Here is a 15,036-nt window from a genome sequence, read left to right as displayed (position 1 = left end):
GCACCGTCCGGTCATGCCGGCCGAGGTGCTGGAGTACTTATCCCCCCGCCCCGGCGGGGTGTATGTGGACGGGACTCTGGGGGGGGCTGGGCATGCCCGGCTGATCCTCGAGGCAACGGCCCCGGACGGGATGTTGATCGGGTTTGACCGGGACCCTGCGGCTCTGGCGGCCGCCCGTGAACGACTCGCTTCATTTGGCGAGCGATTCAGGCCGGTCCCCGCCAACTTCTCGGAGATGGGTCGGATTCTGGCCGAGTTGGAGGTCGACGGTGTCGACGGATTTCTCCTTGATGTGGGGGTCTCCTCTCACCAACTGGACACGGCGGAGCGGGGGTTCAGTTTCCTGGCCGATGCGCCTCTCGACATGCGGATGAATACCTCGGTACCCGGCACCGCCGCGGACCTGGTCAACGGACTGGGCGAACACGAGCTGGCCCGGATCATAAAAGAATATGGCGAAGAGCGATGGGCGCGGCGGATCGCCTCGTTCATCGTCAAGGCCCGGGCCGGCGGACCAATCGAGCGAACGCTCCAGTTGGTCGACATCATCAAGGGGGCAATCCCGCGGGGAGCCTGGGAAGAGCGGCTTCACCCGGCCACCCGGACCTTCCAGGCCCTTCGGATAGCGGTGAACGACGAACTCGGCAGCCTGGAGCGGGGGCTTGAGGCTGCCCTTGGACTGCTGAGACCCGGCGGGCGGGGGGTGGTGATCTCCTTCCACTCGCTGGAGGATCGAATCGTCAAAACCATGTTCCGCCGTTACGCCCAGGGGTGCACCTGCCCCAAGGAGCTTCCCCGCTGCGTGTGCGGCGGCGCTCCCCGACTCCGCATCCTGACGGGGCGGCCGGTCATGGCGGGTGAAGCAGAGGTGGCAAAGAATCCGAGAGCGCGCAGTGCCAAGCTGCGGGCGGCAGAAAAACTGTAGTATTTGCGGATGCAGAAGGAGGCGGAGATGGCGCAGGCACGGACGGAATTCAGCAAGGTTGCGGCTCCCAGGAAGCTGGAGGAGATGTACGCCCAGCGGGGCGACCTGTTCCCGTACCTTCTTGCGGTGCTGGTTCTGTTGACCCTTGTCTCCGTCTTTCACGTCTGGTCCCGCGTGCGCGTCGTTGACCTGAACCTGGAGGTCGCCGAGGTGGCTCGTCAGCTCAAGACGGCTCAGGAGGAGCAGAATCGCCTCAAGCTCGAAGTGGCTTCCCTCAAGACCCCGGCCCGGATCGAGGCCGTGGCCAAGGGGGAGCTGGGCATGGCGCTTCCCACGGATCAGCAGGTGGTTGTTGTGAAATGAGATATGACGCGGAGAAATGGATAACTCTGCGCATCCGCTTTATTGGCGGTTTCTTCGTTTTCTTTTTTTCTCTCGTTGTTTGTCGCGCCTTCTATCTCCAGGTGGTCAAGCGCGACCACCTGCTCAAGCTTGCCGACCGCCAGCACCAGAAGATTGTTCCCCTGACGCCTGCCCGGGGGGCCATATACGACGCGAACGGCTCGGCCCTTGCCGTGTCGGTGGAGATGGATTCCTGCTTTGCCGAGCCCAAGTCGATCGCTGACCTGGACGAGACGGCGGTGCGGCTCTCCCCGGTTCTGGGCATTCCGAAAGAAACCCTGCTCCGCAAGCTGCAGGGGAACAGGAACTTTGTCTGGCTCCAGCGCCGGTTGACTCCCGATGTGGTGAAAAGAATCCGGTCACTGGATATTGATGGGATCGGTTTCGTCAAGGAAACCAAACGGTTTTACCCCAACTCGGAAGTGGCGGCCCATGTCATCGGTTTTACCGGCCTGGACCCTGAGGGGCTTGAGGGGATCGAACGGCGCTACGACACAACCATCCTTGGCGGCACCGGTTATCTGGTGACCGAGCGGGACGCCCTTGGCCGGGATGTGGCGCTGAAGGGGACTGTGGTCCAGAACGGGGCCATGGGGCACAATGTCGTTCTGACCCTTGACAAGAACATCCAGTACATCGCCGAAAAGGAGCTTGCCCGGGCCGTTGACGGCAGCGGCGCCCGGGCCGGCACCGCCGTCGTCATGGACCCCCATACCGGACGGGTCCTGGCCATGGCCAATTACCCGACGTTCAATCTGAACGCCCACGGCGCCTATCATCCATCCCTGTGGCGCAACAGGGCTGTGGCCGACAGCTATGAGCCGGGATCCACCTTCAAGGTGTTTCTCATCGCCTCGGCCCTTGAGGAAAAGGTGATCAGGCCGGGCGACTGGATCAACTGCGAGGGTGGCAGCTTCTCCATCGGCGGGCGGACCATTCACGACACCCACAAGTATGGGAGCCTGAGCATCCCGGAGATTCTGAAGTATTCGAGCAACATCGGGTCCGCAAAGATCGGCAGCCGCCTCGGTGCATCAAGGCTCTATTCATACCTGCGGAATTTCGGCTTCGGTGCGCGGACCGGCATTGATCTCCCCGGAGAGACAGGGGGAACCCTCAGGGACTGGAACCAGTGGTACGGCATCGATCTGGCCACCGTCTCCTTCGGCCAGGGGGTGACCGCCAGTTCCATCCAGCTTGCGGCAGCCGTTTCCGCCATCGCCAATGGCGGGACCCTCATGAAGCCGTACCTGGTTGAGCGGGTCGTCGACAGCGAGGGCAACGTCATCAAGAGTTCATCTCCGCAACCGGTGCGACGGGTGGTCTCCGAGGCGACAGCCACGTCCGTGGCCCGCATGATGGAAGGGGTGGCAGTGGAGGGCGGGACCGGCACCAACGCGGCAGTGGAAGGATTTCGGGTGGCGGGCAAGACGGGTACGGCCCAGAAGGTCGACCCGGTGACGCGGGGCTACTCGCTCACCAAGCGTACAGCCTCATTCATCGGTTTTGTCCCGGCCGATCGGCCCCGGCTTACCATCCTCGTCATGATCGATGAGCCCAAGACAAGCCCCTATGGCGGAGTCGTGGCGGCGCCCGCCTTCAGTTCCATTGCACTGCAGTCCCTCTGCTACCTGAAGGTGCCGCCCGACGGCATTGTCAGGAGCAAGCCGAAGGTGGTCGAGGCAAAGGCAGGCCAGCACGCGGAAGACGAACTTCCCGCCGCGGAAGGAGAGATCGTCGACGCAGGAGAAGGGGCAGTGATGCCCAACTTTCGAGGCATGAGCATGCGGCAGGCCCTCAAGGCCATGGAAGAGCGGGGGCTCAACGTGAGGCTCATGGGAAGCGGTCGGGCCGTCGAGCAAAGCCCGCGTCCCGGACACCGGATTGGGCCGTCGGATCAGGTGTGGGTGAAGTTCGTACCATCGGCATGACGCCAGCAATTACGCTTCAATGGCGAGGAACCATGCGACTAGAAGATCTGGCACGGGTTGTTGATCCCATCGCGGTACGGGGCGATCTGACGCGGGAGATCAACGGACTTTACTGCGATTCACGGCAGGTGAGGTCCGGTGGTCTCTTTTTCGCGTTAAAAGGGGTCGCGTCCGACGGGCATGACTTCATTGCGGCTGCCCGCGAACGGGGCGCGGTCGCCGTTGTGCTGGAGGACGAAGCGCGGGCGCCGGGCGAGATGGAATGGATCCGGGTCAGGGATGCCCGCCTTGCCATGTCGCGAATGGCGGCGCTCTTTTACGGACAGCCCACTGACGGCGTGCCGGTGGTGGGCATCACCGGCACCAACGGCAAGACCACCACCACCTATCTGGTCGAGGCGATCATGGCCCGGGCAGGCATTCCGGCAGCAGTGCTCGGAACCATCAGCTACCGCTTCGGCTCGAAGCTCGTTCCCGCGCCCCACACCACGCCGGAATCCGTTGAACTGCAGGCAACAATCCGCGAGCTGGTGGACGAGGGGGCGAAGGCGGTGGTGATGGAGGTCTCGTCCCATGCCCTGGAGCAGCGGCGGGTAGACGGCTGCCGCTTCGACGTGGCGGTCTTCACGAATTTGACCCGCGACCATCTGGACTATCACCGGGACATGGAGTCCTATTTCGGCAGCAAGGCCCGGCTGTTTACGGAGCTTGTGGCGCCCGACGGGATCAAGCCGCGGCGCACGGCCGCCATCAACGGGGATGACTCCTACGGCGCCCGGCTGATCGAGTCCTCCGCCGCGCCCGTGGTTTCCTACGGGCTTGCCGCCGATGCGGCCGTGCGTGCCGAAAACGTCGTCTTCTCCGTGGACGGCATTGCAGGGACCCTTGTCACTCCGCTCGGGACGGCCCCGTTTCACTCGCACCTGCTGGGGCGGTTCAACCTGTACAACATCCTCGCCGCCGTTGCCGCGGGCGTCGGCCTCGGACTCCCTCTTGACGCCATTCTGGGGGGGATCGAGGATGATGTCCGGGTTCCGGGGCGGTTGGAGCGGGTGCCCAACGAACGGGGCCTAACGGTGCTGGTGGACTACGCCCACACGGGCGATGCCCTGGAAAATGTCCTGAAGACCGTGTCGGAGCTGACCACGGGGCGGATCATTACCGTCTTCGGCTGCGGCGGCGACCGCGACCGGGGCAAACGGCCCGTGATGGCGGAAATCAGCGGGCGCTACAGTCATCTGACCATCGTTACTTCCGACAACCCAAGGACCGAGGAGCCCAGGGCGATCATCGAGGAGGTTCTGACCGGCGTCAGACCCATGGGACTGCGGGAATACGATGCCCGTGAACTGGGCCGGGGCTTTGTGGACAAGGGGTTCACCTCGCTGGTGTCCCGGCGCGACGCCATCCGGCTTGCCGCAACGGTTGCCGCGGCGGGCGACATCGTGCTCCTGGCGGGCAAAGGGCATGAGGACTATCAGATCATCGGAACGGAAAAGTTCCACTTTGACGATCGCGAAGAGGCGGCCGCCGCATTCCGTTCATCGGACAGCGGAGAATAGGGTTGGACAGGGACGTGCTGTTTACGCTCGATGACATACTGGGGGCCACGGGCGGGGAGATCGTGGCGGGAGGCGAGACAGCCGGAGCCTTTGGCGTCTCCACCGATTCGCGGACCGTGGAGCCCGGTGATCTCTTCATCCCGCTGCGGGGTGAGCGGTTTGACGGGCACGACTACCTGGACGCGGCAAGCGCCCGGGGAGTGCGGCTGGCCCTGGTTGAGCGGCAGTGGCTGGCGGGGCGCCAGCTTCCGGTCGATGTGACCTGCATTGCCGTGGACGACACGCTGCGGGCGCTGGGCGATCTGGCGGCATGCCACCGCCGGCGGTTTGACATCCCCGTGGTGGCGGTGACCGGGAGCAACGGCAAGACCACCACCAAGGAAATGCTGGCCGCGATTCTGGCCCGGACCGGCGAGGGGCTGAAGACGGAGGGGAACCTCAATAACCTGATCGGTGTGCCCCGCATGCTGTTCCGGCTCTCGGAGGCACACCGGTGGGCGGTGCTGGAGATAGGCATGAGCGAGTTCGGGGAGATCGACCGGCTTGCGGAGATCGTCCGGCCTGCCGTGGGTGTCATCACCAATGCCTATCCGGCCCACCTGGAAACCCTTGGCAGCGTGGAAGGGGTTGCCCGGGCCAAGGGAGAGCTCTTTTTGAGGCTTGAGCCGGGCTCCTGTGCCGTTTATAACGCCGATGACCCGCTCATTGCCCGCTGCCCCAGCCCCGATGGGGTGAAGCGTGTCTCTTTCGGGCTCAGGGGCGGCGACGTGACCGCGGAAGACGTGGAGAACATGGGGAAAAAAGGGCAGCGGTTCACGCTGCGGCTCCCCGGCGGCCGCGTCACCGTTACCCTGCACGCCTTTGGCAGTCACAATGTGGCCAATGCCCTGGCCGCTGCCGCAGCGGCCCGCGTGCTCGGCGTTGCGCCCGACGAGATCGCCCGGGGACTCGGCGAATTCATGCCCTATGCCCGTCGCTTCAACCTGGAGGAAGTGGGGGATGTGGTGCTGATCGACGACAGCTACAACGCGAACCCCGCCTCCATGGCCGCCGCCCTTACCACCTTGCGGGAGATCAAGGGGAGCGGCCGGGCCGTGGCAGTGCTGGGCGACATGCTCGAACTGGGCGCCGGGGCCGAAGAAGCCCATCGGCAATTGGGACGGCTGGCTGCCACGTGCGTGGACCGGCTCTACGTGCTGGGTGCCATGGCGGGGACCGTTGCCGCCGGTGCCTCGAAGGGGGGCTTGAAGAGCGCACCGTGACCATCGCGGCCGACCATGGCGAGATCGTTGCCGATCTGAGGCGGACGGCTGCGACGGGCGAGATGATTCTGGTGAAGGGCTCCCGCGGCATGGCCATGGATCGGGTAGCCGAGGGAATCAGGGATGCGTTCGCCGCCTCCGGCGGCAAAGGGGGCCACGTCTAATGCTCTACCATCTGCTCTATCCGCTGGCCGCCGATTTCCGGATCTTCAACGTCTTCAAATATCTGACGTTCCGGACCATCTATGCCGTCATCACCGCCCTGGTGGTGTCGTTCATCCTGGGGCCGTGGGTCATCCGGAAGCTGGAGGCGCTCCAGGCCCGTCAGGTGATCCGCACCGACGGCCCCGAGTCGCACCTGAAAAAATCGGGCACCCCCACCATGGGGGGGATCCTCATCCTCTCATCCATAGCCATCCCGACCCTTCTCTGGGCCGACCTGACGAACCGGTACGTCTGGACAACGCTTTTCGTGATCCTCGGCTACGGCCTTATCGGCTTCACCGACGATTACAAAAAGGTGGTGGAAAAGGATACCAAGGGGCTCTCGCCCCGGCAGAAGATGTTCTGGCAGATGCTCATCGCGGGCGGCGCCGTCTGCTTCCTCGTCCTCGTCGCCGGCATGTCAACGGATCTCTCGGTGCCCTTCTTCAAGCGGCTGCATCCGGATCTGTCGTACCTCTACATCCCCTTCGGCATGCTGGTTGTCGTGGGGGCGAGCAATGCCGTGAACCTGACCGACGGTCTCGACGGCCTCGCCATAGGGCCGGTTGCCATCAATGCGGCCACGTTTCTGCTCTTTGCCTACATCGCGGGCAATGCCAAACTTTCCAGCTATCTCCAGACTCCCTACGTGCCGGGAGCCGGTGAGCTGGCGGTCCTCTGCGGCGCCATGGTGGGCGCCGGTATCGGGTTTCTCTGGTACAACGCCTATCCCGCAGAGGTCTTCATGGGCGACGTGGGCTCCCTTTCCCTGGGGGGCGGGCTCGGCATCCTGGCGGTCATCACCAAGCAGGAGATGCTGCTGGTGATCGTGGGCGGCATTTTCGTGGTGGAGGCCCTGTCGGTCATCTTTCAGGTCGGATCGTACAAGTATCGGGGCAAGCGGATATTCAGGATGGCCCCCATTCACCACCACTTCGAACTGAAAGGGGTGGCGGAGCCGAAGATCATCGTCAGGTTCTGGATCATCACCATCATTCTGGCACTGGTCGCCATTTCGACGCTGAAGCTGAGATAGCATGGACCTTGAAGGAAAGAACATACTCGTTGTGGGCCTCGCCCGGACCGGGGTGGCGGTCGCCCGCTTCCTGGCCGCGCGGGGCGCACGGGTGACCGTGACCGACCTGCGGGACGAGACCGCCCTGGCCGGTCCGCTGGAGCAACTGGCCGGCCTCCCTGTGACCTACGTGCTGGGACGCCACGACGAGGCTGACTTCGCTGCGGCCGAAACGGTGGTGGTAAGCCCGGGCGTGCCCCAGGAAAGCCCCTATCTCCAGGCGGCGCGGCGGGCCGGGCGTGAGGTCGTTACCGAGATCGAGCTTGCGTCCCGGTTCATCACCGCGCCTCTGGTGGCCATCACGGGCACCAACGGCAAGACGACCACCACGACCCTCACGGGCGAACTCTTCGCGGGATGCGGATTCCGGACGTTCGTTGGGGGAAACATCGGCAATCCGCTCATCGAACTGGTGGAGACCGGGGCAACAGTGGACCGGGTGGTGGTTGAGATCAGCTCCTTCCAGCTTGAATGGATCCGCTCGTTCCGGCCCACGGTCGCGGTGCTCCTCAACATCACCGAGGACCACCTGGACCGGTACGCCACCTATCAGGAGTATATCGACGCCAAGGCCCGGATTTTCGAGAACCAGACCGCGTCGGACTGGGCGGTCCTCAACATGGACGATCCGATCGTGGCGGGGCTTGCCGGCAGGACGCACGCCGCAGTGTTCCCCATGAGCCGGCAACGGGAGCTTAGCGAGGGGATATTCTGCCGGGACGGGGTCATCACCTTCCGCCATGGCGGCCGCCAGGAGCGGTTTCCCACGGACCGCTTCAGAGTCACCGGGGTCCACAACATCGAGAACATCATGGCATCCCTGGCCGCCGCGCTGCTTCTGGGATGCAATGCCGAACGGGCGCTGGCATGCGTTGAGGCGTTCGGCGGACTCCCCCACCGGATGGAACTGGTGCGCGAACTCAACGGCGTCCGCTACTTCGAGGACAGCAAGGCCACCAATGTGGGAAGCGTGGAAAAGGCGCTGGCAAGCTTCAACGACATCACCCTCATCGCCGGCGGCAAGGACAAGGGGGGAAGCTATGCCCCCCTCGCCGGCCTCGTGGCCGAGCGCGTACGGCACATGATCCTGATCGGCGAGGCAAAGGAGCGGATGGCCCACGAACTGGGACATCTCACGGACACCCGCATGGCAGCGACCCTGGAAGAGGCCGTGGAACTGGCCGCCTCCCTGACGCTGCCGGGGGGAGTGGTCCTCTTCTCGCCCGCCTGTTCCAGCTTTGACATGTTCCGCGATTACGAAGAACGGGCGCAGCGGTTCCGCGCCGCCGTGGACGCGCTGAGTCCGGGAGGCGCGCCGTGAACCTGGGCCTGAACGTAAGGGAGATCGAGCGCTACGACCTCGTGATCCTCCTCATGGCGGTGGCTCTCACCTGCTTCGGGGTGGTGATGGTCTACTCGGCCTCCTCGGTCGTGGCTACCAAGAAGTTCCACGACGGGTTCTACTTTCTCAAGCGCCAGGGCGTTTACGCGCTCCTCGGCTTCGGCGTCATGGCCGTTGCCATGCGGATTGACTACCGCATCTGGCGCGAGTACGCCGTCCCGATCCTGTTGGGCTGCCTCTTTCTCCTGTTTCTCGTCTTCATCCCGGGAATCGGCGGAGCGGCCAAGGGGGCGTCCCGGTGGATCAGGCTGCCGGGATTCAATTTCCAGCCGTCGGAGCTGGCAAAGATCGCACTCATCGTTTACATGGCCTATTCGCTCGATAAAAAACAGGATAAGGTAAAATTTTTTTCCACGGGCTTTCTCCCGTACATGGTGCTCCTGTCCGCCGTCCTGCTGATCCTTCTCAAGCAGCACGACCTGGGCGCGGCCCTCACCATGGGACTGGTGGCCATCATCATGCTCTTCGCGGCGGGGACCCGGCCGCGCTACATCATCGCCATGGGGATGGTGGCTCTGCCGATTCTCTACTTCCTCGTCATGAACGTGGATTACCGGCGCCGGCGCATCCTTGCCTACCTCAACCCGTGGGAGGACCCCACCGATACCGGCTTCCAGATCATCCAATCGTGGCTTGCCTTCGGCAACGGCGGGGTGCTCGGCCAGGGGCTCGGCGAGGGCAAACAGAAAATGTTCTATCTTCCCGAGGCCCACACGGACTTCATCCTGTCGGTCACCGGCGAAGAGCTGGGGCTCATCGGCGTGACGGTCATCGCCGCCATGTTCCTCATGCTGGTCCTGCGCGGCGTCCGGGTGGCGCTCATGGCCCAGGAGCCCTTCGGGCGGTTCCTGGCATTCGGCATTGCCACGCTGCTCGGGATCCAGGCGTTCGTCAACATGGCGGTGGTGACGGGGCTCCTGCCCACCAAAGGCCTGGCGCTTCCCTTTATCAGCTACGGAGGAAGTTCATTGATAGTGACACTGTTCGCGGTGGGGATCCTTCTCAATATCTCGACGCGGCTCAAGGGGGCGCCATGAAGCTGCTGATAGCCGGAGGGGGAACGGGCGGGCATCTCTTCCCGGGCATAGCGGTGGCCGAGGAATTTCTCGCCCGCGACAAACGGAACGAAGTCCTCTTCGTGGGGACCTGGAAAGGGATCGAGGCGCGGGTGTTGCCCAAAACAGGGTACCGGCTCGAATGCATCACCGCGGCCGGCATCCGGGGCAAGGGGAGTCTGGCCCGGGCCAAGGGGCTTGCCAAATTCCTCTACGGCTACGCCCAATCGCGCAAGATCCTGAAGGAGTTCAGTCCGGACCTGGTGCTCGGCGTCGGCGGATATGCCTCGGCGCCCGCCCTGATGGCGGCGCGGGGGATGCAGATCCCGCGTTTCATCCACGAGCAGAACGCCATCCCGGGCTTCACCAACCGGATGCTGGCCAAGGTGGCAGACAAGATATTCATCTCCCTCGAGGAGTCGCGGACGTATTTTCCCGAGGACAAGACGCTCCTGACCGGCAATCCGCTCCGCCGCCAGATCCTGCAGCAGGTTGCCCTGGCCGAACCCCGGGAGCGGGGCGATGACGCCTTCCATCTCCTGGTCTTCGGCGGGAGCGCCGGCGCCCACCGGATCAACCTGACCATGGGCGAGGCTCTGTCCTTCCTGAAGGAGATGAAGGAGAGGCTGCGGATCACCCACCAGACCGGGGAGAACGATCTGGAAGATGTGACCGCCGCCTATGAAGAGCAAGGCTTCGCAGCCGACGTAGTGGCCTTCATCGATTCCATGGCCGATGCCTATCGCTGGGCAGACCTGATCGTCTGCCGGGCAGGGGCCACCACCATCGCCGAGGTAACCGCCTGCGGCAAGCCCTGCATCTTCATCCCCTATCCCCACGCCGTGGACGACCACCAGCGCCGCAACGCCGAATCGCTCCTCAAGCGGGGAGCCGGGTTCGTCATTATCGAGCAGGAACTTTCAGGCAAGGTGCTGGCACAAGCGATCCGCGACCTCATGGACGACCAGGCGCGGCTCAAGGCCGTCGGCGAGGCGGCCCAGGGGCTTGCCCGGCTGGATGCGGCCCAGGCCATTGTCGACGAGATGGTGGCACGCACAAGGAAAGAAGAGTAACCATGTACGGTAAAATAGAGAAAATTCACTTCGTCGGCATCGGCGGCATCGGCATGAGCGGAATTGCCGAGGTGCTCCTCAACCTGGGGTACAAGGTGTCGGGCTCCGATCTGAAGCAGTCCGACACCACCGACCGGCTCGCCTCGCTCGGGGGAGAAATCCGCTTCGGGCATGCCCGGGAGAACCTGGCCGATGTGGACGTGGTGGTCACCTCCACGGCGGTCCGCGACGACAACCCGGAGGTGGTCGAGGCCAAGCGGCGGATGATTCCGGTGATCCCCCGGGCCGAGATGCTGGCGGAACTGATGCGGATGAAGTACGGCATCGCCATCGCGGGCACCCACGGCAAGACCACCACCACCTCCATGGTGGCGACGGTTCTTACCCACGGCGGCATCGATCCCACCATCGTCATCGGCGGCAAGCTCAACACCCTCGGCACCAACGCCAAGCTTGGCCAGGGCCAGTTCCTGGTGGCCGAAGCCGACGAGTCGGACGGCTCGTTCCTGAAGCTCTCGCCTACGATTGCGGTGGTGACCAATATCGACGCCGACCACCTCGACTTCTATACCGGCGGGATCGATCAGATCAAGGACACCTTTGTCGACTTCATCAACAAGATTCCCTTTTACGGGCTGGCAGTACTCTGCCTGGAAGACCGCAACATCGCCGAGATCCTCCCGCGGGTGAAGAAGCGCTTCGTCACCTATGGCCTTTCGTCCCAGGCCGACATCCGTGCGACCCACATCCGGCTCGAAGGGGGGACCACTTCTTTTGTGGCCCACTACAAGGGATACCGCATGGGTGAGGTATCCTTCTCCATGCCCGGCGCCCACAACGTGCTGAATGCCCTTGCCTGTATCGCCGTTGCCATGGAGCTGGACGTCCCCTTCCCACAGATTCAGGAAGGGTTCGCCACGTTCGGCGGGGTAGGACGGCGTTTCCAGGTAAAGGGAGAGACGGACGGCATCACCGTGGTTGATGATTACGGCCACCATCCGGCGGAGATCCGGGCCACCCTGGCTGCCGGCAAGAGCGGCTGGCCCGAGAGGCGGCTCGTGGTGGCGTTCCAGCCCCACCGGTTCAGCCGGACCAAGGAACTGTTCACCGAGTTCGTCACCTGTTTCTACGACGCAGACGTGCTGGTCCTGACGGATGTTTATCCGGCCGGCGAGGCCCCCATCGAAGGTGTGTCGGCCGAGCGACTGGCCGAGGAGATCCGCAAGCACGGCCAGCGCGACGTGACCTATGTGGCCGACCGGGAGGTGCTTCCCGAGCACCTGCTGACGGTCGTGCAGCCCGGCGACATCGTGCTGACCTGGGGGCGGGAAATATCTGGCAGTCCGGCGAGGCGTTCCTCGCGAAACTGAAAGAAGCCCGGCAGTCCTAGCGGGCCCGGAGTGGTTCTTTGAACGATCGGTTGGCGGCACGGCTTGAGGCGGAAGTGCGGGGGGAGATCCTCCGGGACGAGCCCATGGCGCGCCATACGTCGCTGAAAGTGGGCGGCCCGGCGGACTTCTTCGTCACCCCGGCCGACCCCGACGACATGCGGGTGCTCCTGGCACTTCTGGCCGAAACCGGCACTCCCTGGCTGGCAGTGGGGGGGGGCTACAACCTCCTGATCCGCGACGGAGGCTTTCGGGGCGTCGTGATTTCGCCGGCGCGCATGACCACCCTGGAGCGGCTCGAAGGAAACCGGGCCGGGGTGGGGGCCGGAGTGGCCAATGGCAGGCTGACGGTCTTTCTCCGGGACGAAGGCCTTGCCGGCCTGGAGTTTCTCTGTGGGATTCCCGGCACCGTCGGCGGTGCCCTTGCCATGAATGCCGGCGCGCACGGCAATGCCATTCTCGACCGGGTCGAAGAGATCCTGACCATCGGCACTGCGGGCTTCGAGCGCAAGGTGCGTGAACTGTTCGATTACGGCTACCGGTACCTCAGGCTGCAACCGGGAGAAATCATCATCGGGGCCACGTTCGTGCTCGATCCCGCCGATCCCCGGCGGATCGGCGAGCGGATCGACGGGTACCGAGCCCACCGGGCCGCCAGCCAACAGGTCGGCTTCCCCAATGCGGGGTCTTTCTTCAAGAACCCGCCCGGTCAGGCGGCCTGGCGGCTGATCGAAGATGCGGGGCTCAGGGGGGCTCGGGTGGGAGGAGCCCAGGTGTCCGAGGTCCACGCCAACTTTCTGGTCAACCGGGGGGGTGCCACGGCCGCCGATTTCCTGGCCCTGGCAGCACGCATCAAGGAGGCGGTGAAGCTCAAAAGCGGCACGGCTCTTGAAGAAGAAGTCAACATTTTCGGTGATGAGTAAGGGGTTGTGATGCCTCGCGCGGAGCGGCAATGACGAGGGATGAGTTGAAAACCAGGAAGATAGGCGTACTTATGGGAGGGCTCTCGGCCGAGCGCGAAGTGTCCCTTGCCAGCGGTGGCGCTGTGTTGAAGGCCCTCCAGAGCCGGGGATATGACGCGGTTCCTGTGGACGTCGGCCGGGATCTCCCGCAGGTCCTGGTCCGGGAGTGGATCGATGTTGCCTTCATCTGCCTCCACGGCCGCTACGGGGAGGACGGAACCGTCCAGGGACTGCTGGAGCTCATGGGCATCCCCTACACCGGATCGGGAGTCCTGGCCAGCGCCCTTGCCATGAACAAGATCGTCGCCAAAGAGGTCTTCGCCGCCCGGGGGCTCACGATCGCCCCCTACCGGGTCGTGCGCCGGGGCGAGGCGGTTGACCCGGTGGCGGAAGGATTCGGCTACCCGGTGGTGGTGAAGCCGTCCCAGGAAGGGTCATCGGTGGGGGTGAGCATCGTGAAGTCGCCGGAAGAGCTTCCTTATGCCCTGGAGACCGCCTTCCGCCATGATGACGATATCCTGGTGGAGCGCTTCATCAAGGGGCGTGAGATCCAGGTCGGGATCCTGGACGACCGGGCCATGGGGGCCATCGAGATCGTTCCCGTGAACGAGTTCTACGACTTCGAGGCCAAGTATACCGCCGGCAAGGCCGAACACATCTGCCCGCCTGCACTCCCGGCGGAACTGCACTGCAGGCTCCTGGCCGAGGGGGAAGCGGCCCACCGCGCCCTGGGATGCTCCGGCTACAGCAGAGTCGATTTCCTCGTGACGGAAGGGGGCGAGTGTTATCTCCTGGAGGTGAACACCTGCCGGGAATGACCGCCTTGAGCCTTCTGCCCGAGATCGCCCTCAAGGAGGCCGGGACCGGCTTCGAGGACCTGGTGGAGAGGATTCTGGTTTCCGCAGCGCTGAAAATCAAGGGGGAAGGGGCCGGAAGCTAGGCGCGGGGCATATGCGCGATCTGCACGTCAAGACACGGATAAAGCCGGCCCAGACCCGCAACCGCGTGAAGCGGGAGCGCAAGCCGATCAACTGGCGTCCTCTCATTACCTGGGGGAGCCGGCTGGTCTGCGGCCTGGCCGGTCTGGCAACGGCGGGAGGCATCTGCTATGGTGGATACCGCTACCTCTCCCAGTGGGAGTTCGCGCCGCTGCCGCTGAGGGAGATCGAGGTTTCGAAGCTTCAGCGCCTCAAGCGGGACGATGTGATCGCGCAGGCCGGAGTCCGTCCCGGAGATTCGATGCTCGGGCTGAGACTGCAGGACATCGGCAGTCAGTTGGCCAAGAACCCTTGGATCGACAAGGTGCAGGTCAGGCGCTATTTCCCCCACACCCTCGCCATCGAGGTGGTGGAGCGGGTGCCGGTGGCCGTGGTGAACATGGGATTCCTCTACTACATGGATGCCGGCGGCACGGTCTTCAAGCCGCTCACCCAGGGCGACAGCCTCGATTACCCGGTTATCACCGGAGTCACCGAGGAGGACCTGGCGCGGGACCCCGTCGGTACCCGCGAAGCCTGAAGGGAACCGTGGCGCTCATGGAACAGTTGCGCAGGGGTAAAGGGTTCACCCTTGCCGACGTATCTGAGATTCACCTGGACAAGGGCTTCGGCCTTACGCTCTTTACCGCGGCCGGCGGGGTGCCGGTCCGACTGGGCAACGGCGGCTACGAGGCCAAGCTCGCCCGCTTCGTCCGCATTTACGGGGAGCTCAGGGAACACATGGCGGCGGTGGAATACATCGATTGCGACTATCTGGACAAGATCATAGTGAAAAAAGGCTAGCAAGGGGGGGAACG

The 15,036-nt window shown here is 64.2% G+C and carries 9 protein-coding genes and 4 pseudogenes; all 13 read left to right on the top strand.

What is annotated here, in order from left to right:
- Positions 1 to 13 precede the first annotated feature (13 nt).
- Positions 14 to 925, top strand: a complete 912-nt coding sequence (locus A2G06_14475) for a 16S rRNA (cytosine(1402)-N(4))-methyltransferase (GenBank protein ID ANA41703.1) — start codon at positions 14 to 16, stop codon at positions 923 to 925.
- A gap of 27 nt (positions 926 to 952) precedes the next feature.
- A complete protein-coding gene (locus A2G06_14470; GenBank protein ANA41254.1) occupies positions 953 to 1,288 on the top strand; it encodes a cell division protein FtsL in 336 nt (111 codons plus the stop codon).
- Entirely contained in the window at positions 1,285 to 3,258 is a 1,974-nt protein-coding gene (locus A2G06_14465) for a penicillin-binding protein (GenBank protein ID ANA41253.1), read from the top strand. Before A2G06_14470 ends, A2G06_14465 begins: the two co-directional genes overlap by 4 nt.
- A 32-nt stretch (positions 3,259 to 3,290) precedes the next feature.
- A complete protein-coding gene (locus A2G06_14460; GenBank protein ANA41252.1) occupies positions 3,291 to 4,820 on the top strand; it encodes a UDP-N-acetylmuramoyl-L-alanyl-D-glutamate--2,6-diaminopimelate ligase in 1,530 nt (509 codons plus the stop codon).
- A 14-nt stretch (positions 4,821 to 4,834) separates the two neighbouring features.
- Positions 4,835 to 6,246: pseudogene (locus A2G06_14455) on the top strand (UDP-N-acetylmuramoylalanyl-D-glutamyl-2, 6-diaminopimelate--D-alanyl-D-alanine ligase).
- Complete coding sequence (mraY, locus tag A2G06_14450; protein ID ANA41251.1) at positions 6,246 to 7,322, top strand: phospho-N-acetylmuramoyl-pentapeptide-transferase; 1,077 nt, start codon at positions 6,246 to 6,248, stop codon at positions 7,320 to 7,322. The pseudogene A2G06_14455 and the gene mraY overlap by 1 nt, the downstream one beginning before the upstream one ends.
- A gap of 1 nt (position 7,323) precedes the next feature.
- On the top strand, positions 7,324 to 8,682 hold the full coding sequence (locus A2G06_14445) for a UDP-N-acetylmuramoylalanine--D-glutamate ligase (GenBank protein ANA41250.1): 1,359 nt from the start codon (positions 7,324 to 7,326) through the stop codon (positions 8,680 to 8,682).
- Positions 8,679 to 9,800: a stage V sporulation protein E gene (locus A2G06_14440; protein ID ANA41249.1), complete on the top strand. Its 1,122-nt coding sequence runs from the start codon at positions 8,679 to 8,681 to the stop codon at positions 9,798 to 9,800. Before A2G06_14445 ends, A2G06_14440 begins: the two co-directional genes overlap by 4 nt.
- Entirely contained in the window at positions 9,797 to 10,891 is a 1,095-nt protein-coding gene (locus A2G06_14435) for a UDP-N-acetylglucosamine--N-acetylmuramyl-(pentapeptide) pyrophosphoryl-undecaprenol N-acetylglucosamine transferase (protein ID ANA41248.1), read from the top strand. Before A2G06_14440 ends, A2G06_14435 begins: the two co-directional genes overlap by 4 nt.
- A 2-nt stretch (positions 10,892 to 10,893) precedes the next feature.
- Positions 10,894 to 12,281, top strand: a pseudogene (murC, locus tag A2G06_14430) (UDP-N-acetylmuramate--L-alanine ligase).
- Positions 12,282 to 12,299: 18 nt separating this feature from the next.
- Positions 12,300 to 13,202, top strand: coding sequence for a UDP-N-acetylenolpyruvoylglucosamine reductase (locus tag A2G06_14425; GenBank protein ID ANA41247.1), 903 nt, complete (start codon positions 12,300 to 12,302; stop codon positions 13,200 to 13,202).
- A gap of 29 nt (positions 13,203 to 13,231) precedes the next feature.
- Positions 13,232 to 14,181 (top strand): annotated as a pseudogene (locus A2G06_14420) (D-alanine--D-alanine ligase).
- A gap of 11 nt (positions 14,182 to 14,192) precedes the next feature.
- Positions 14,193 to 15,022, top strand: a pseudogene (locus tag A2G06_14415) (cell division protein FtsQ).
- Positions 15,023 to 15,036: the final 14 nt, after the last annotated feature.

The organism is Geobacter anodireducens (assembly GCA_001628815.1).
Lineage (GTDB): Bacteria > Desulfobacterota > Desulfuromonadia > Geobacterales > Geobacteraceae > Geobacter > Geobacter anodireducens.
This window is presented reverse-complemented; position numbering and strand designations above follow the sequence as displayed.